This is a genomic window from Enteroscipio rubneri, assembly GCF_963929405.1.
GTDB classification, from domain to species: Bacteria; Actinomycetota; Coriobacteriia; order Coriobacteriales; family Eggerthellaceae; genus Enteroscipio; species Enteroscipio rubneri.
The window spans coordinates 1,239,269-1,257,051 of the sequence record NZ_CAWVIN010000003.1 but is presented as its reverse complement, the minus strand read 5'-3'; the positions used below and the strand labels follow the sequence as shown (position 1 = coordinate 1,257,051).

General features: G+C 61.5%; 16 protein-coding genes. 5 read left to right on the top strand and 11 right to left on the bottom strand.

All coding sequences use genetic code 11. The features are described from left to right. Window positions 1-248 precede the first annotated feature (248 nt). The gene (locus ABGT83_RS12195) at window positions 249-1,817 is read left to right on the top strand and encodes an FAD-dependent oxidoreductase (protein ID WP_346687816.1); all 1,569 of its coding nucleotides are present in this window, start codon (window positions 249-251) and stop codon (window positions 1,815-1,817) included. A 206-nt stretch (window positions 1,818-2,023) separates the two neighbouring features. Here the strand turns inward: ABGT83_RS12195 and eno are convergent, their stop codons facing one another. Together eno and ABGT83_RS12185 are read right to left on the bottom strand one after the other, a co-directional pair. Further along, window positions 2,024-3,316, bottom strand: a complete 1,293-nt coding sequence (gene eno, locus ABGT83_RS12190) for a phosphopyruvate hydratase (RefSeq protein ID WP_103263819.1) — start codon at window positions 3,314-3,316, stop codon at window positions 2,024-2,026. A 239-nt stretch (window positions 3,317-3,555) separates the two neighbouring features. Beyond that, a complete protein-coding gene (locus ABGT83_RS12185) occupies window positions 3,556-5,094 on the bottom strand; it encodes a response regulator transcription factor (protein WP_346687814.1) in 1,539 nt (512 codons plus the stop codon). A gap of 213 nt (window positions 5,095-5,307) precedes the next feature. On the opposite strand from ABGT83_RS12185, the gene ABGT83_RS12180 reads away from it, so the two are divergent. Then, window positions 5,308-7,041, top strand: coding sequence for an FAD-dependent oxidoreductase (locus tag ABGT83_RS12180; RefSeq protein ID WP_103263817.1), 1,734 nt, complete (start codon window positions 5,308-5,310; stop codon window positions 7,039-7,041). Between the two features lie 215 nt (window positions 7,042-7,256). Here ABGT83_RS12180 and ABGT83_RS12175 read toward each other — a convergent pair whose 3' ends face one another. From ABGT83_RS12175 to ABGT83_RS12150, 6 genes are all read right to left on the bottom strand, one after another. Beyond that, window positions 7,257-8,114 carry an energy-coupling factor transporter transmembrane component T family protein gene (locus ABGT83_RS12175; protein ID WP_103263816.1) on the bottom strand — a complete coding sequence of 286 codons (858 nt, stop codon included), beginning with the start codon at window positions 8,112-8,114 and terminating at the stop codon, window positions 7,257-7,259. A gap of 182 nt (window positions 8,115-8,296) precedes the next feature. Beyond that, window positions 8,297-8,662: a hypothetical protein gene (locus ABGT83_RS12170; RefSeq protein ID WP_103263815.1), complete on the bottom strand. Its 366-nt coding sequence runs from the start codon at window positions 8,660-8,662 to the stop codon at window positions 8,297-8,299. A 235-nt stretch (window positions 8,663-8,897) separates the two neighbouring features. Next, window positions 8,898-9,164 (bottom strand): BAG1 BAG family molecular chaperone regulator 1, encoded by a 267-nt coding sequence (locus tag ABGT83_RS12165; protein WP_103263814.1) that lies wholly within the window; start codon window positions 9,162-9,164, stop codon window positions 8,898-8,900. Window positions 9,165-9,457: 293 nt separating this feature from the next. After that, window positions 9,458-11,362, bottom strand: a complete 1,905-nt coding sequence (locus tag ABGT83_RS12160; RefSeq protein WP_103263813.1) for an FAD-binding protein — start codon at window positions 11,360-11,362, stop codon at window positions 9,458-9,460. A gap of 127 nt (window positions 11,363-11,489) precedes the next feature. After that, complete coding sequence (gene nrfD / locus ABGT83_RS12155) at window positions 11,490-12,461, bottom strand: NrfD/PsrC family molybdoenzyme membrane anchor subunit (protein WP_346687811.1); 972 nt, start codon at window positions 12,459-12,461, stop codon at window positions 11,490-11,492. Window positions 12,462-12,506: 45 nt separating this feature from the next. Beyond that, the gene (locus tag ABGT83_RS12150; protein WP_346688037.1) at window positions 12,507-13,001 is read right to left on the bottom strand and encodes a 4Fe-4S dicluster domain-containing protein; all 495 of its coding nucleotides are present in this window, start codon (window positions 12,999-13,001) and stop codon (window positions 12,507-12,509) included. Window positions 13,002-13,303: 302 nt separating this feature from the next. Between ABGT83_RS12150 and ABGT83_RS12145 the strand changes: the two genes are divergently transcribed. The 3 genes from ABGT83_RS12145 to ABGT83_RS12135 all read left to right on the top strand — a co-directional run bounded on the left by ABGT83_RS12145 (window position 13,304) and on the right by ABGT83_RS12135 (window position 15,295). Next, window positions 13,304-13,747 carry a GntR family transcriptional regulator gene (locus ABGT83_RS12145; RefSeq protein WP_103263810.1) on the top strand — a complete coding sequence of 148 codons (444 nt, stop codon included), beginning with the start codon at window positions 13,304-13,306 and terminating at the stop codon, window positions 13,745-13,747. 31 nt (window positions 13,748-13,778) lie between these two features. Beyond that, entirely contained in the window at window positions 13,779-14,678 is a 900-nt protein-coding gene (locus ABGT83_RS12140; RefSeq protein WP_346687809.1) for a slipin family protein, read from the top strand. 272 nt (window positions 14,679-14,950) lie between these two features. After that, window positions 14,951-15,295: a cytochrome c3 family protein gene (locus ABGT83_RS12135; protein ID WP_346687808.1), complete on the top strand. Its 345-nt coding sequence runs from the start codon at window positions 14,951-14,953 to the stop codon at window positions 15,293-15,295. A gap of 266 nt (window positions 15,296-15,561) precedes the next feature. Here ABGT83_RS12135 and rplQ read toward each other — a convergent pair whose 3' ends face one another. From rplQ to rpsD, 3 genes are read right to left on the bottom strand one after another with little or no spacing between them, the layout of a single operon-like run. Beyond that, complete coding sequence (gene rplQ, locus ABGT83_RS12130) at window positions 15,562-16,173, bottom strand: 50S ribosomal protein L17 (RefSeq protein WP_346687806.1); 612 nt, start codon at window positions 16,171-16,173, stop codon at window positions 15,562-15,564. Window positions 16,174-16,186: 13 nt separating this feature from the next. Then, entirely contained in the window at window positions 16,187-17,137 is a 951-nt protein-coding gene (locus ABGT83_RS12125) for a DNA-directed RNA polymerase subunit alpha (RefSeq protein ID WP_103263806.1), read from the bottom strand. A gap of 29 nt (window positions 17,138-17,166) precedes the next feature. Next, the gene (rpsD, locus tag ABGT83_RS12120) at window positions 17,167-17,763 is read right to left on the bottom strand and encodes a 30S ribosomal protein S4 (protein WP_103263805.1); all 597 of its coding nucleotides are present in this window, start codon (window positions 17,761-17,763) and stop codon (window positions 17,167-17,169) included. Window positions 17,764-17,783 lie beyond the last annotated feature (20 nt).

Sequence of the window (17,783 nt, the reverse complement as noted above, 5' to 3'; positions counted from 1 at the left end):
CACCCGCTTTCGCATCGCTTGCATATTGTGCCGTTTTCCCTGCTCGACCAAGCACGATCGCACCCCATCCCCTGCAATAGCCGACACGCATTTCCCTTTTTCGCCCGAAAATCCACCGCGGAAGCGGATGGCTCGAACGCCTGCGTACGCCTATCGTATGCCCTGAGGCGCTTGAGGCTCGCGAACAAAAATCAAAAACGCAAGAAAGAGCGTCTTGGTGAACACAGGTCGGTACAAGGAGGGACATCATGAGGGAAACGAACGTCACGCGACGCAGGTTCTTGCAGGGAGCGGGCATGACCGCCGCTTCAATTGCTGCTGTGAGCATGCTGGGCGGATGCAGCGCCAAGGGCAATACGGAGGCGGATACTGCGGCGCAGAACCAGGTTGCAACGTATGAGCCAAGCGAAACCATGGATGTGGACATCGTAGTCGTGGGATCGGGTTCGTCGGGAGTGGCCGCCGCCGTTCAAGCCGCCGAGCTGGGAGCGAAGACGCTGCTTTTGGAGAAGAGCACGCAGACGGGCGGCAATGGGCGACTGACCGAGGGCATGTTTGCCATCAACTCGCAGATGCAGAAGCAGCTGGGCGTGGGCGACGGCGTGACCTTTACCGATATCATCGCAGCCGAGCAGGAGTTCTTCAACTATCGCATCAACAACCTGCTGTGGAAGGACATGGTGGATGCTTCCGGCGACAACATAGACTGGATGGCGTCGCACGGCGTGAAGTTCTCCGGCGTGGTGGACGACTACCACGGCTTAGGCAAGTTCGACTGCTTCCACTGGTTCGTGGACGGTCGCGGCAGCAACTACATCGATCCGATGCTGGAAAGCGCGCAGAATCTGGGCGCCACCGTCATGACCGAGACTCCCGCGCTCGACCTCGTCATCGAGGACGGTGCTGTTCGCGGCCTCTACGCTGAGAAGGAGGACGGCAGCATCCTGCAGGTGAACGCCAAAGCGGTCATCCTCACCTCCGGCGGCTACGCCCAGAACGCGGAGACCATGGCCGAACGCGGCTGGAACCTCACCTACTCCCACAACAACGGCGTGGAGGGCCACGACGGCGACGGCTTGCGCATGGCCGTCTCTGCCGGTGCGCACGACGTCTCGCGCGAGCGCTGCTTCTTGCGCGAGGCCTACTCCTACGGCATCGACTTCTTCGCCGACATGAGCCAGACCATCCACCGCGGCGGGCCGGTGCTGTGGGTCAACCAGGATGCCGAACGCTACACAAACGAGGGATGCGGCTCCTTCGTGCCGCAATGCGTCGGCAATGCCGTGCACACGCAAGCCACGTCATATCTGGTAATGAGCAAAGACGTCATCGACGAGTTTGTCGCTCGCACCGGCTACGAAGGGCTGCAGGCCGATATGGACGAAGCCGTCGAGCAGTGCCCTGGTGAAAACGTGTACCGGGCCGACAGCATCAAAGAGCTGGCTGAGCTGCAGGGCCTCGATGCCGCCGCGCTCGAAGAAACCGTCGAACGCTACAACGAGCTGTGCGGCAAGGCGGTCGACGAGGACTTCAACAAGACGGCTGAAGACCTTGTCGCGCTCAAGACCGCCCCGTTTTACATCTTTCGCCAGGATATGGCGTTCTGGACGTCCATCGGCGGCGTCGACACGAACCGCAAGATGGAAGTGATCACGGCTAAAGGAGAGCCCATTCCCGGCCTATACGCAGCCGGTACCGACGGCTGCAACCTGTATCGCGAGACGTACACCATGAGCGTGCCCGCCTCGTGCAACGCCAACAACTGTAATTCCGGCCGCACCGCCGCCCGCAGCGCCTACGAAACCTGCGTGCAGTAAGGGCATACCGAGCCGCCTCGCCCTGCACTGCTTTCCCGAGCCCTCGCAAGCTTCGCGCTTGCGAGGGCTTCCCCTGCATGGTAGCGGGACGAGGAGCCCGTACCCGATCGAACCTGGCACCGTTGAAGAGCCTGAGTCGTCCCCTCCCGCCCGCCGAGACGCCGGCTACGGCTCGCACGAATGTCGAACCGCTGGATCGGGGCTGGTTAGCGCTTGATGTTGTAGAACGCGCCCGCACCGGCGTATTCGCCGGCAGCGTCAAGCTCTTCTTCGATGCGCAGCAGCTGGTTATACTTCGCCACGCGATCGCTGCGGCAGGGCGCGCCCGTCTTGATCTGGCCCGTGTTACACGCCACGGACAGGTCGGCGATGGTGGTGTCCTCGGTCTCGCCGGAACGGTGGCTCATGACGCAAGCGTAGCCGGCCTGCTTCGCCATCTCGATGGCCTCGAGCGTCTCGGTGAGGCTGCCGATCTGGTTCACCTTGATGAGGATGGCGTTCGCGCAGCCCATCTCGATGCCCTTGGCCAGACGCTGGGAATTCGTGACGAACAGGTCGTCGCCCACCAGCTGCACGCGGTCGCCGATGCGCTCGGTGAGCGCCTTCCAGCCGTCCCAATCCTCTTCGGCCATGCCGTCCTCGATGGAGATGATGGGGTACTTGCCGACAAGCGCCTCCCAATAATCCACCATCTCGGCGCTCGTGAGCTCGCGACCCTCCCCGGCCAGCACGTACTTCTGCTTCTCGGCGTCGTAGAACTCGGTGGAAGCCGGGTCCATGGCGAACATGATGTCGCTGCCGGGTGCGTATCCGGCAGCCTCGCAGGCCTTCACGATGTACTCAAGGGGCTCCTCGTTCGTGGTGAAGTTTGGGGCGAAGCCGCCCTCGTCGCCCACGCCGCCGCCGAGGCCCGCGTCGTGCAGCACCTTCTTCAACGTGTGGTAGATCTCGGCGCACCAGCGCAGCGCCTCGGCGAACGTGGGGGCACCCACCGGCATGATCATGAACTCCTGGAAGTCCACGTTGTTGTCGGCATGCACGCCGCCGTTCAGGATGTTCATCATAGGCGTGGGCAGCAGGTGCGCATTCACACCGCCCACGTATTTGTACAGAGGAAGCTCGGCGGATTCGGCCGACGCCTTCGCGCATGCCAGCGAGACGCCCAAGATGGCGTTCGCGCCGAGCGCCCCCTTGTTGTCGGTTCCGTCCAGTGCCAGCATGATGTCGTCCACTGCACGCTGATCGTCAGCTTCGAGGCCGATGAGCGCGTCGGCAATCTCCTCGTTCACGTGAGCCACCGCATCAAGCGTGCCCTTACCCAAATAGCGGCCCTTATCGCAGTCGCGCAGCTCCACCGCTTCGAACGCGCCGGTCGAAGCGCCCGAAGGGACAGCTGCACGCCCGAACGACCCGTCTTCGAGCACGACTTCCACTTCAACGGTCGGGTTGCCGCGCGAGTCCAAAACCTCGCGGCCGAACACATCGATGATGACGCTCATGCATGCCTCCTTGTGATTTCAAGCAATCCGCCTCGCCGGACCGTTCCGGCGAAGTCTGACCCTATCGGCAATCATAGCACGTCGGAAGCGCAATCCCCCGCTTTGCGAGCGTTTCCCACAACACCGGCGATAAACGGTTGATCGTTGAGAGGAGTTGGGAAAGCTGAGAGATCTTGGCAGGAGTCGACAAGAGCCGAGGGAAGCTGGCAGGTGCTGGAGGGGCGACCTGCACAGCGGCCTCACGTGCCGAGCAGTCGCTCGGAATCGTCGGGGGCGAGGCTTTCCCGCTCTCGTACGACATAATCGATGAGCTCCTGCTGGGAGTGCACGTCGAACTTGCGGTACACGGCACGCACGTGGGTTTTCACGGTATCGGGCGACACCATGAGCTCCTCGCAGATCGCACGCCGCGCCTTGCCCCGCACAAGCAGCACCATCACCTCGCTCTCGCGCTGCGTCAGACCATGCTCTATCGCGGAGAAGCGAGCTACGCCGGCAAGCTCGCCCATCTCCGGCCCTCCCTCCCCCGGCTGCACCGTCCCCCATCCATACTTCAAGTTGCTGCCGCTCGAAAGGAATAACGCCGCCGCAAGCAGAAAGCAGGCAACGAAGCTCCCAAGCACGAGCGCTTGGCCGAGCACCCGACCATCCAGCAGCAGAGCGGCAAGCAGCCCTCCGGCAACCGCCCCGAAGAACAGCGCCGCGCCCGGGCAGCTGGCTATCCAGGTGGCCGGCAGGCCCATGTTCTTCATCAGGCACGCGCCCAAGCTCCACAACACGAGATCGAGATAGCAGAAGCCGGCCATGAGCACCATGACGCCGATCGTCTGGAACGCCGGAGCGGCGGCAAGCAGCACGAACCCTGCCGCCGCAAAAGGAAACGCCACCTTGTAGATGAGGCGATTGAAGTCCATGCGCAGAAACACGAGCGTGGCGAGCAGCAACGTCGCCGCCGCAAGCTGGCCGGCCAGTATCTCAACCGAGCCGAACACTATGCCCCCGCCGTAGAGGAACAGGCCCATGTACAGCATGCCGGCTGCGACGCCCTGCACGCCTGACGTGGCGACGAATGTAGCGGGAAACGGCAGCGGCACGTCCTTGCCATGCGCGAAGTACCGGCTGCGAGGAAACCCGCGAACCACATGGCGCAAAAGAGCTTGGGATGCGAACGGCAGGGCGAGCGCGAGCCCGTAGAGCGCCACGGGCGCCTGACCGGAGTCGCCCGCAGACGAGCAGAACACGAAGACCGCAATGGCCACCGCTGTTCCTATCATGCCCTGGTACAGTGTTTGCTGCGTGCCTATCCAACCGAATACCCGATCGATTTCCACGCGAAACAGCGCCGCTCCGATCCCAACGAGCACGCTCATGGCAACGTAAAGCGCCATGTCGGCGCCCAAGGGCAGCGACCTATCAAGCGCCCAGACCAAATGGAGCGCCGAGCCCAAGGTCATGACGGACGCGAGGGCCATGAGCCAGGAAACTCCCTCGGGCACTTTCCTCGTACGCTTGAACCACAGCGCGATGATCAGGCTGGCCACAGCCATCACAGCCAACGGCCCCATCCATGCTGGCAGCCCCGCCCCCTCCGCGCCAAGGCCCGGCTCCTGCTGCACGGCCACGGCCGGGCCGGAGCAGCAGGCGACCATCCACACTGTGTAGCACGCCATCGTCAAGGCGATGCGTCCGCGTCCCGCGCCAGACTGCACGATACCCGCTACTACGCTACGACGCTCGTTCGGAGCGTTGAAAAGCGTGCGAACCTGATCGTTCGGCATGACCTCCCCTTCTCTCCTTTCGCATAGCATACCGCTCAACGTCTCACCCTGTAGGGTGAAAACAGGGAAAACGCCGTTTTCCCTGCCGCGGGGGGACGAAACGCATCGACGCGTCATGCTAGGGTGCCCCCATCGTCCGGCGCGGAGGGCGTCGGTCGAGCGGCAAGTCCGAAGGACATGCCGCGAACACCGCAAGGGAGGAAGGGATTCGCAATGAAAGACAACGGCATTCTGAACATGGACCGGCGCAGCTTTTTGAAGGGTGCGCTCGCCACCGGTGCCGCAGGTGCGGTCGCCGTCACGGGCGTGGGCGCGCTTTCCGGCTGCGCTGCGCAGCCTCAGTCCGGCTCGGCAGGGTCGTCGGGTTCCGACAGCAAGGGCGGCGGCGCGTACGATTTCGAGGTCGCACCCGACCCCATTCCTGAAAGCGACATTACCGAAACCGTGGACGCCGACATCGTGGTCATCGGTGCCGGATTCTCGGGCCTGTGCTGCGCGCTCTCGGCGGCCGAGAACGGCGCGAATGTCGTCATGATCGAGCGCATGGATCACGTCATCGGTCGCGGCGGCTCCATCTACGCCATGAACTCGAAGCTGACGAAGGAGAAGGGCTACGCGTGCTCCGTCGAAGAAGTGGCCCAGCGCTACAAGCGCATGATGGGCTACCACTCCTACCGCGTGGACGGCCGCAAGTGGATGCTGCACTTCAACCGCTCGGGCGAGGCCATGGACTGGCTCATCGACCGCATGACCACGGCCAGTTCCGTGGGCGGCGACGACCTCACCCCCGTCATGGAGCATTGGTACGAGGACCCCGAGAACATCAACGGCGAGTTCCCCGGCACGCACGAGTTCCTCGACGGTCCCAACGGCAAGGGCCCCGACGACAACCCGCAGCAGGACGTGTGCGCGAACATGGCGCTGTACTGCGAGAAAGCCGGCGTCGACATCCGCTACTCCACCGAAGCGAAGCAGCTCGCGAAGGACGGCGACAAGGTGGTGGGCGTCATAGCGAAGAGCGGCGACGGCTACGTTCGCGTCAACGGCAAGAACGGCGTAGTTATCGCAACGGGCGACTTCGGCCAAGACAAGGACATGCTGGAAAAGTTCATCCCCTGGGCGGCGCATCAGACCGAGTTCGGCGGCATCTGGGACGGCTCGGGCCACAAGATGGCGTACTGGGCCGGCGCCGCGGTCGACAAGAGCGAGACGCCCGCACCCATGATCTTCTGCTTCCAGTGGCGCTCCATCACGCGCCAGGTGCGCGCGTTCCAGGGCCTCATGGTGAACGAGGACGGCCGCCGCTACGACAACGAGGACAACGTCATCTCGCACGGCGGCCTGGCGCTCATGCACCAGAAAGGCAACCACGCGTTCGCCATCTGGGACGACGACTACGCGAACGAGCCGCAGTGGCAGAACCACCGCTACGTAGACGGCCCGAAGGTGTTCGACACGCCCGACGACGTGCGCGCCTACTGGCAGACCGTGGTGGACGGCCCCGGTACCATCAACATGAACGGCTCGGGCGACATCCCGGTGAAGATGATCAAGGCCGACACCGTGGAGGAGCTGGTGGAGAAGCTGGGCCTGCCGAAGGATGAGACGCTCAAGACCGTCGAGGCGTATAACGGCTACTGCGACGCAGGCGTCGACGAGGAATTCGGCAAGCGCAAAGAGCTGCTGCTGCCCATCAAGAAGGGCCCGTTCTACGGCATCGAGTGCACGCCGTGGTTCCTGTCCACCACCGGTGGCATCCGCTGCAACGACAACCTGCAGGTCATGAACGCCGACGACGAGGTCATCGAGGGCCTGTACTGCCTGGGCTCCACGGTGGGCGACATGTACAACAACTGCTACTCCACGCACTTCCCTGGTCACAACCTGGGCGGCACGTGCCTCACCTTCGGCTACGTGACCGGCCGTAAGCTGGCCGGCGCCGAGTAAGCGCCATCCTCTGCCGCCGCGGGCGCATACCCGCGGCGGTACCGCCTACCGAGCCCGGACGCCCCCTCCCCTTCGCGTCCGGGCTCTTGACATGCTCCGGCTGTCGATCGTCCAAGACGAAGCCGCGAAGCGGCGCGCCATCTGCATTCCCGAAGGGTAGTCCTCGGATGTTAGACTCGAATGAGGGGCGCCAGGCCGCATACGAGATCGGCGCATTACAGAAGCGCGGCCAGCGCAGCGCAAACAGCCAAGCCGCCTGCAAGGACGGCAACCGAGCGCGGCGCGAACCGCCGATCCGCGAGCGATGTGCGCGCCACCTCAGGCGCACCGTAGCAGCGGGCATCCATGGCCGTGGCAAGCGCATCGGCGCGGCGAAACAGTCCGACGAACAGCGGGATGAGCACGGTTTGCCACGCGCGCAAACGTTCCCAAAGCGGGCCGTCGTCGAAGGCGGCGCCACGCGCTTGTTGGGCATCATGCACTCGACCGAATTCTTCAGCCGTCACCGGGATAAACCGAAGTGCGAGCGAGAACACGGTCGCGATATCGTCGACAGGCAGGCGCAACCGCCGCAGCGGACGAAGAAAATCGCCGAGCGCCGCCGTCAGTTCAGTGGAGGTAGTGGTGTACGTCACCACGAGGCTGGCCACCACGAGCAGCACGATGCGCAGCGCAAAGAAGCATCCGCGTGCGAACCCGGCGGGCACGAAGCCGAACGAGCCGACGAGCGCGATAGGCGGCAGATCAGACAGCACCCCGGCGGATACGTTTCCCAAACCCGCAGGTGCACCGCTCGCAGTCGCCTGGGAGACATCGAATGCGAACCCGTTGAAGAGTATGGTAAACCCCACGATGACGTACACGGGAACGAGCAGCGCGAAGTACCGTCGCAGCGGGATGCGAGAGACAGCGGCCACGACGAAGAACAGCAGCGCGCATGCCGCGAGCCCGGTCCATGTGCGCACGAAAAACAGCGTGATCGAGTACGCCGCAAGCAACACGATTTTCACGCGCGCATCGCACACATGGACAGGGGACGACCCGGAGATGTAGGAGCTGACGTTGATCCGCATATTGAAAAGTATGCCACAACTGCGAGCTTCCGTCGAAACATGGGAATCGGACCGCCAAAGAGGCCCGCAGCTCGGCTGCGGGCCTCGGGGTGCCGGACGCGCTCGTTGCCAAGCGCGCCCGACGGCGACGGCGAAGGCGGCGACTGCGGTTCGCCGTCGTCGTCTGCGGACGAGCGTGCTGGCTAGCGGCCTTCGCGCATGTTCTCCACGCCCTGCTTCACGTTGTCCTTGGCATCTACAGCGGCCTCTTTGACCGCCTCACCCGCTTTGCCGAGCGACTCCTTGACGGAGTCGAGGAAGCCCTCGCCCTTCTCATCCTTGCGCTGCTCGTGCTGCTGAGCGCGCATTGCCGCAGCAGGATCTCCGGTCTTCTGGGCGATGTCGTGTTCGCGCTTGGCGGCTTCGTCTTCGGCCTTGCGCTCGTTCACGCCCGCCTTCGCCTCATGGAAGGCATCCTTTACGTTGTTTTTGACATCGTGCGCCATGTCCTTCGCACCGTTCTTCATGTCGACGGATGCGTCGCCGGTCTTGTATGCTCGATCAACCATGGTCGTGCTCCTTTCGCCTGCGTATCACCACTGAAGCTTGCATTCTAGCCAAGCGGCGCGGCGCGTCGGATGCCGTGGGGTAACGGCGACCATACGGTTGCATGGAGACGGAAGTCGTGCGCCCGTGCGGAACGCACGGGCGCACGGATCCGCAGACGGCACGACGAACAACAGCGGTCGGCCGCCCCTGCACAACGCGCACGGGCGGCCGGTACCGACAATGGGGATGAAGCTCTTAGCTATCGCTTTCGATGCCTTCTTCGACATCGTCTTCGATGCTGGCGGTGATGCTCTCCGCCTTGTCGAAGTCGAACGCGGTGCCAGCCGCCTCGACCGAGCGTTTCTCGTCGCCTTCATCGTCGAAGTCCTCGACGGAGGCCTCGGCCTCCTGCTTGACTTCTTCCTCGATATGACGGAGATCATCGGCTGCCATGCGGGCCTGCTCGGCCTCGGCCGTCGAGTCGTCGAGCAAAGTTTCTTCCTCCAAAATATCGATATCCATCGATCGCTCCTTTCCTTCCGAGCGGCACGGGCCGCGCCCGCGCGTCTTGTCCGCATCATTCTACGCACGGCGCAGGGCGGACACGACCACCGGGGGGCTACGGTGCCGCAACGGCTGAACGACGCAAGAGGGAACAGCGGTGCGATGCGCTCGGGGCGCACTCGGAACTCCCATGCGTTACGCGTGCGCATGCGGGGCGTACTGCGCGCAGATGGAGCTGCATCGAAAACGACGCAGCTCCAGGTCGATGGCACGTTCGCTGTTCTTTTTCTGGCAGGTAGCCGACGATCGTCCTAACGCACTTCTTGTCCGGTGGCAACCTTCCCCGCAACACGGCCGTGCGTGATCGCCATGCCCACGGAATTGCCCGCTATCGGGGTTACGTACCCCGTGCCGAAGCGTCCGCCGAGGCAGTTCCCCGCCGCCCAGAGTCCTGGAATCTTCTTCCCGTCGCCGTCCAAGACCTGCAGATGGCCATCGGTGAGCAGACCGGCGAAGCACACGAGGCCTATGCCGCTCCAGCGCTCGTTCTCGAAGAAGGAGCCGATGTAGGGAGGCTCGTCGATGGGAGACATGAACTTGTCATCTTTGTCGAAATCCGCATCGTGTCCCTGCTTGCAGAGCTCGTTGTAGCGTTCGACCGAAGCTGCCGCCTCCTTTGCCGCTTCGTCGGAAAATCCCATGAAACCGCACAGCTCCTCGATGGTATCTGCCTTGTACACGATATGCGGCTGGCGCTCGCACTCGACGCTGTCGCGGCATCTGCCTCCGTTAGGGTCTCCCACCGGCACGTTGTCGACGTCTTCCTTAAGCTCCGTTATGTACTCTTGCCTGCCGGCATTGGGGGCGCCGAGCTCGATGCCACCCCTCTTCAAGACATCGAACCACTTGCTGTCGGAAATGGTGCAGATCGGGCCGAGCGGCTGCCTGAGGCTGTTCGCCCAGGCATTGGTGACGGCGGCCTCGTTCATGAAGCGCTTCCCCTCACTATTGAGCCACAGATAGGGAACCGTGCCCCAAGGAGCGCCCGTCCAGTGGTAGTTGAGGATGGGCCTCGGAAGCGGCTCGATCTGGCCGCCAACCCAGCAGGCCATCTTATGGCCGTCGCCCTCGCAGAAGCTCTCGGCGCGGATGTCCTCCGGCCCCTTGCCCGCGCGCGCCGCGAACTCCGATATCTCGGCGAGCAGCGCCCAGGCCATATCGACGTTGCCGCCGAAGTCGCCCGCACAGAGGATGACGCCCTTCGACGCGTTGTAGCGCGTGTACGTTCCGTCCGCGTTCTCGGCGTACACCCCGACAACGGCGCCGGAATCGTCGGTGATGAGGCGGCGCGCACGCTGCTCGTAATGCCACTCGGCGCCCAGCTCCTGGCTCTTCAGGATGGAGAACTGCTGGATCTCGTCAAGGCGAGAGTAGTCGTTCGACTCGATGCCGGACTCATCGCCGATGACATGGCTGATCTCCCCTACCACGGAAGCTGTGGATGCCCACGTTTTAAACCCGCCCTGCATGACCGGGTATTCCACCGGCCCGTCCAGAACTCCTGCAGCCTGCGGAACGTACATCGAGCTGGGATCGATAGGGCTGACGTTCGGATCCGAGCGCTTGACCGGTTTGATCCGATCGTCCGGCCAGTTGACCAGACTGATCATATGGTCGAACGTCTCGCCCGAGTTGTAGACGAAGCGCTTGATAATCTCGGCGTTGTTCCTGCCCGCACACCTCATCATGAACTCGTTAACGATCTCGCCCTCGTCGTAGGGGCCGAAGCCCTGATCGATGAGCCACTGCGAATTGACGTGGCCCACGTCCCTGCCCTTGACCTTCCGGAACTTCTCAGACGAGGATTCGAGCACGTGAACCTTCGCCCCGCCCTCCGTTGCAGCCAAGGCGGCTTGGATTCCTGCGTTTCCTCCGCCGCAGACGACGATGTCTCCGTCGAAAGTCTCGGCGACATCGGCTTCGTCGATCTCGGGAGGCGCGCCCAACCAGTCTATGCCCGTTTGATAATAGTCGTTCGGATTACCCGAGGCGCCGCCCGTCGAAACGGCGTCGCTCGAATCCGCCTCGCCCGGCTTCGTCGATGAAGGAGTGCAACCCGGCAAAACGGCAGCGCCCGTAGCCAACCCGGCGCTTACGGCGAGACCAGCCCCTAAAACGGCTCCGCCTTTCAACAGGTCCCTTCTTGAAACGTCCATCTTTACCCCTTTCCCCGTTTTCGATGCAGCAATTCCATCGGGCTCCCCATTTATCCATCGTTCTATATATATAGAACTTCCCGATTGCTGCATCATAGACTCTCAATATTCCCCTGTCAACATGCTTTTACAATATCAAGAGCAGCGCTTGCCCTATGTAGTCTGCGCCCATGCCTACATGAAGGAAAAGAAAACGAAGGGCGCAATCGCCTACCACCGTAAGCATGGCGCCAATCGCAAGGATCCTCCACCCTGCTCTTCCCCTCAGGAACAGGCTCAATACCGATAAGATGAGCGGCGCGACGAGACCCCCCGCGATCACAAGCCCCCAGAACGGCAAAGAGCAGCTGCCGGACAGGAGCAACTCGGCCGAAACCTGAGCGGCGAATTGCTGGGAGGGCTGCGCGCCCGATCCGCCTTGCAGCATATTCGCCAAGTAGAAGAACAGCAGCGCGCTCTCGACGGCCACCACGCCGATAACGATGCCCGCGAAAAGCCGGCGCCGTGTGCGTGAAACCTTTCGAGCGCTACCTGTGAGAACCGCAAGCGAGGCAACAACGTTCAAGCCTGCTCCCAGCGCACTTGCAACGAACAGACACGGCAGAAGCCAGGAATTCCAGAAGGGAATGCCCGGGGCTGCCTTGAGCAGCATCCCCGTATACAACGCCATGAAAAACGCGAGGACGAGGCCGACCAGCGAAAAAACTGTTCGCAGCCTTTTGCGCAAACCAGGATGCTCTTCCCACACTCCGGAAAGCAATTCCGATGTGTTCCTCGTCGTAAGGAACGCGGTGACAGAAAAAACGACCAGAGCCGCAAGCGCCGCCCACGCGCCCAACGCCATCCATGAGGCAAGGTGGCTGAAGCTCTGCCACATGAGCAACGCCCTGCCGGGATGAACGACCTCGGAGAGTAGCGAAAGCAGCCCCGCCGCGATGCACGCGACGGCTATCCAGTAAGAAACCGCAAGCGCCCGTCGATGCCGCTTGCGGCGCACGAATCCCAGCAAGGTTGCGGCGATGAACGTTCCCGCACCCAGCCCCCCGAGAAAGAGGTAGAGCGCGACCTGCCATCCCCATGCCGTTTGCAGTTCGATCATGTGCGATCCTTGCCGGTTTCAGCCATCAGACGCCTTCATGAAAGGTCAAGTCAGATAGAACGAAGGCTCGGTAGGCGATTCGAGCAGCCCAACCTTCCCCACCGCCTCTTCTGCCCGCCGATGCAGGTCTTCGAGTTTTCCATACTGCAGCGCTTTCGCCGGACAAGCCTGTACACAGTATGGATCCTTACCGGGTTTTATACCGGCACCGAGGCAGCAGTCGCACTTGTCCATGCCGAGCGACGTGTAATGCGGCACCCCGAAAGGGCAAGACGCATGGCAGTACTTGCACCCGATGCACCGGCTCTGATCTACCTCCACAATTCCGTCTGCGCGCTTGGTTATGGCTCCAGCAGGGCAGACGGCAACGCAGGCGGGCTGTGCGCAATGCATGCACGAAACCGAGACGAACCTCGACTCCCCTCGATCAAAAACGTACGAGATAATCCTTCTGCGCGCTTCGCAGTCATCGGGCGTGCTGTTTGCCTCGCGGCAGGCCGCCACACACGAAGCGCATCCGGCACAGACCCTTGAATCCATCCAGAAACCGTATTGGGCAAGCCCCTTCTTGGGAGCCTCGGAGGAAGCGGCCGAGCCGGAGGGGACGCAGGAGGAAAGCGCTGCTGTTGACGCCGCTGCGACGCACGCCGCCAATGCGGAACGCCGCGTGACCGAACGCGCCGGCTTCATACGATCCACTCCCACTCCTCCAATCGAGTGTCGTACATGCGCTTCTTGTAAAGATCCTTCGATTTCGCTCAGGATGGCAGCCGGGGGCGGCTGTTGATTGTTCGCAAGCAATAGAATACTATATCATCAACAGGCAAAAGAGAGGGTTGTCCATGAACCCGTTCGACTCCTTTTCGATCGACAAGAAGAGCGATATCCCAATCTGGGTGCAGCTGAAGCAACGCCTCGCATATCTCATCGCATCGGGCACGTACAAACCGGGCGATCAGCTTCCGACCGTACGAGAGCTGGCCGTTCAGCTGGACATCAACTACCACACCGTGAACAAGGTCTATCACGAGCTGGAAGGCAGCGGGCTTATCGAAGTGCAGGCCGGTCGGGGATCCCATGTCGCCGACCTCGACGATTCGCGCTTTATCGCATTCGAGGGCGAGCCGCATATGATAACGTCCGAATACGTCTCCAAGCTTCTCCAGCTGGGCATGACCGCCGAAGAGGTCGTGCGAATCGTGGCGGATTGCCTGGGCGTCTGCATTACGATCGACTCGAATTCAAAGAACGCTCCTATGGGGGAAAGGGCGCAGCGTGTCGGGTAAGAAGAGGAAGAACGCAAAGCGAAAGAGCAGATTGCCCGTCGCCGTGCGCTCCAAGAAACCCCTTTCTTCCCGTATGGGCGTTTGGCTTTTCGAGATTTTCACGTTCATCGTCTCCGCTCTTCCCTTAGGCCTCGTGTTGTATAACGGCTGGCACTTCGGGTTGGTGCTCATCGCCCTCGCTTATCTGGCTACCGCCTTATTGACGGTGCACGTCACGCAACAATGGGAGAAAGTAGTCGTGCTGCGCCTGGGACGCTTCAATCGAGTGAAAGGACCGGGCATCTTCTTCACCATCCCTTTCCTTGAATCGGCCGCACTGCGCGTTGACCAGCGTATCATCGTAACGCCGTTCTCTGCGGAAGAGGCGCTTACCGCCGATCTCGTGCCAACCGATATCGATGCCGTTCTTTTCTGGATGGTAGTGAACCCTCAAAAGGCATGGTGCGAAGTGGACAACTACCCCAACGCCGTTTCATGGTCGGCGCAAACGGCGTTGCGCGATGCCATTGGCAGAATCAACCTTGCCGATATTTCGACGCGACGTTCGCAGCTCGATTCCGAACTGCGGGAAACGCTGAGCGCGAAAACGAGTGATTGGGGCATCTCGATCCTATCCGTCGAAATCCGCAACATCCTCATTCCCGAGAACCTGCAGGATGCGATGTCGCGGGAGGCGCAGGCTCAACAGGAAAGCAATGCGCGCGTGATCCTCGCGGAGATCGAAAACCAAATCGCAGAGCTGTACGTGGAGGCGGCAGAGCTCTATCGCCAGGATGAGATCGCGCTCCAGATACGTATGGCAAGCATGGTGAACGAAAGCGTGAAAGAGGGCGGCGGCAACAATCTCATCGTGGTTCCCAGTTCCTTCAGCGAGGGATTTAATGCCGGAACCATGAAGGACCTCAAGGATCTCTTCGCGAAACAAGGATAATCGAAATGCGGAGAAACGCAGGGAGGAAACCGGAAGCGCCCGTCATGGCGGGTTTCGTATTCTGCCTGCTCGTTGCAACTGTTTTAATCGGCTGTCAATCAACATCTGCGGACAAAGCGTTGATGCCCGGGATCGTGGCGGTCGAACAGGTCTCTCTGCAAGAAGATTTTACTTGGAAACCGGAGCTCGAATGCGCACCGTGCCATTCCCTCGAGGCGAAAACAGCAGCCGCCTCTGCTTGCACGGATTTTTCCGATGCGCCATCGAACTGCGTGAACTGCCATGATGACGCCCCGGAGCTGACAACCGTCCATACAGGCATCCGGAATGCCAAGCCCACCGCAGAGCTCATGCGCACCGCAGTTGAGAACGACGCCTGCACGGGCTGCCACGACACGGCCGACCTCGCCGATAGGACACGTGACAGCATCGCCCTCGTCGACAGCAACCAAACAACGATGAACCCCCATGCATTGCCGGAGAACAAAGGGCACTCGAAGATTGGCTGCACCGACTGCCATACCGCACATGAATCCACCGACGTTCTGGAGAGAGCGCCTCAAGCATGCCAGAACTGCCACCATGCAGACATCTACGATTGTGAGACGTGCCACTAAATTCGCACATCGCCTCTTGAAAAGACCTGGACGGAGTCGCATCTTCCCATGCGCCTTCTCACGGCTGGAACAGGCGCGCATACCATCTGGAACGCATATGCTCACCTGCATGCGCACAACTGCTGCTTACGGGAATGGGCGCGAAAGAAAGGGCGCGCAAGCCCTCGCAGCAGAAGAGCCGAAACCCGGCTGGGCTTCGGCTCTTTCACCTAGGGCTTTTATTGCAGCCCGCTCGATGCATCGTTGCAGACTGAGCGAAGAACGGACTATTCGGCCTTGTCCTTCTCCTCCGCCTTGGCGGCTTCGGCATCCTCAGCAGCGGCTTCCTCGGCCTTGTCGGCCTCCTCAACCTGAGCCTCTGCCTCCCGAGCTTCCTCGGCTTCGACCTTCGGCTCCTCGGCCTCGGCAGCCTTCTCCTCAGCCGGCGTCTCGTCCGCAGCCTCGACCTTCTTCGGAGTGGCCTTCTTCGCTGCCTTCTTGGCAGCAGGCTTCTCCTCATCCTTGGCCTTCTTGGCTACGGGCTCGGTCACCAGCTCCATGATAACCATGGGGGCGTTGTCGCCCTTGCGGTTGCCCAGCTTCATAATGCGGGTATAGCCGCCCTGGCGATCGGCGAACATGCCCTGCGCAACCTTCTCAAAGATCTCGCGCACGATTTCCTTATCGTCGGTTGCCGCGATGGCAAGACGACGGGAATGCAGGTCGCCCTTCTTCGCCCACGTGATGATCTTGTCGACGTCAGGACGGATCTCCTTGGCGCGCGACTCGACCGTCTTGATGCGGTCGTTCAGGAACAGGGCGTTCACCAAGCTCTTCTTCATGGCCTTGGTGTGGCTGAAGTCAGTGCCCAGCTTGCGGCCCTTGTAGTTGTGTCTCATGATCTCGTGTCTCCTATAGCTTCAAATTGAGGTCCATGGAAATGAGTTTGTCCTTCACTTCCTCGATGGACTTCGCACCAAAGTTCCTGATGTTCAGCAGATCGTTCTCGGAGAACTCGACGAGCTGTCGGACGGAATGGATTCCGGCGCGCTTCAGGCAGTTGTACGAGCGCACCGACAAGTCCAGATCCTCGATCTGCTTATCGAGCTCTGCGTTGGACTCCTGCCCCTCCGGCGCGAAGATGGAGGGAACCTCGCCCTCTTCTTCGTCGATGACGTCGGACAGGCTCAGGAAGGCGCCCATATACTGGTTGATGATATTAGAAGCGCGGCACACGGCCTCGGAAGGCAGGATGCTGCCGTCCGTCTCCACTTCCAGCACCAGCTTGTCGTAGTCCGTGCGCTGGCCGACGCGGGTATCCGTGACATTGAGCGTGCAACGGCGCACCGGCGAGAACAGCGAGTCGACATGGATGATGCCGATGGGGTCCTCGGTGCGCTTGTTGCGCTCGGCCGACACATAGCCGCGGCCCACTCCGATGCGGATCGTCATGTCCAGCTGACCGCCATCGGCAACCGTAGCGATAACATGCTCCGGGTTGACAAGCGTGAATTCGGTCGGGATGTCGAGATCGGCACCCGTCACCGTGCAGGGTCCTTCCGCCGACACATGCGCCGTAGCCTCTTCGATATCGTCGTTGAGCGCGGAGAACACGAGCCCCTTGACGTTCAGGACGATATCGGTGATATCCTCGATAACGCCTTCGGCGGTCGTGAACTCATGCTGCACGCCATCGATCTGGATCGCGGTCGCTTTCGCGCCGTCCAGCGACGAGAGCAGCACACGGCGCATGCAGTTTCCCAGCGTATAGCCATAGCCGCGCTCCAGCGGTTCCACGATGAAACGCGCTACGGTCTCGTTAACTTCTTCCGTTGTTACTGTAGGCCTCATGAACTCTGTCATGCTGTATAAGCCTCCTTACTACGCCGCGATTACTTCGAGTAGAGTTCGACGATGAGCTGTTCGCGAATGTCCAGATCGATTTGATCGCGTTGCGGGAGAGCCAACACGCTGCCCTGCAGCTTCTCGATATCAACTTCGAGCCATGCCGGCACCTGGAAGCGCGCATTCGACACGAGTGCGCTCTTGATGACCAGCAGGTCCTTCGACTTGGGAGCGACGGCCACGACGTCGCCGGCCTTCACGCGCAACGACGGGATGTCGACGCGCTTGCCATTCACGGTAATGTGGCCGTGGGTCACGATCTGACGAGCCTCCTTGCGCGTGCGGGCGAACCCGAGGCGGAAGATGACGTTGTCGATACGGGACTCCAGGATGCGCATAAGGTTCTCGCCCGTGACGCCCGGCATGGACTTGGCCTTCTTGTAGTATCCGCGGAACTGCTTCTCGAGCACCCCGTAGATGAACTTGACCTTCTGCTTCTCGCGAAGCTGCATGCCGTATTCGCTTTCCTTGCGACGGCGCTTGGGCTCGCGGATGGAGGTCTTGCTGCTGCTGTAACCCAGCACCACCGGATCCAGGCCAAGCTGACGGCAGCGCTTTAGAACCGGAGTTCTATTGATTGCCATAGTTAATCGATCCTTTCAAA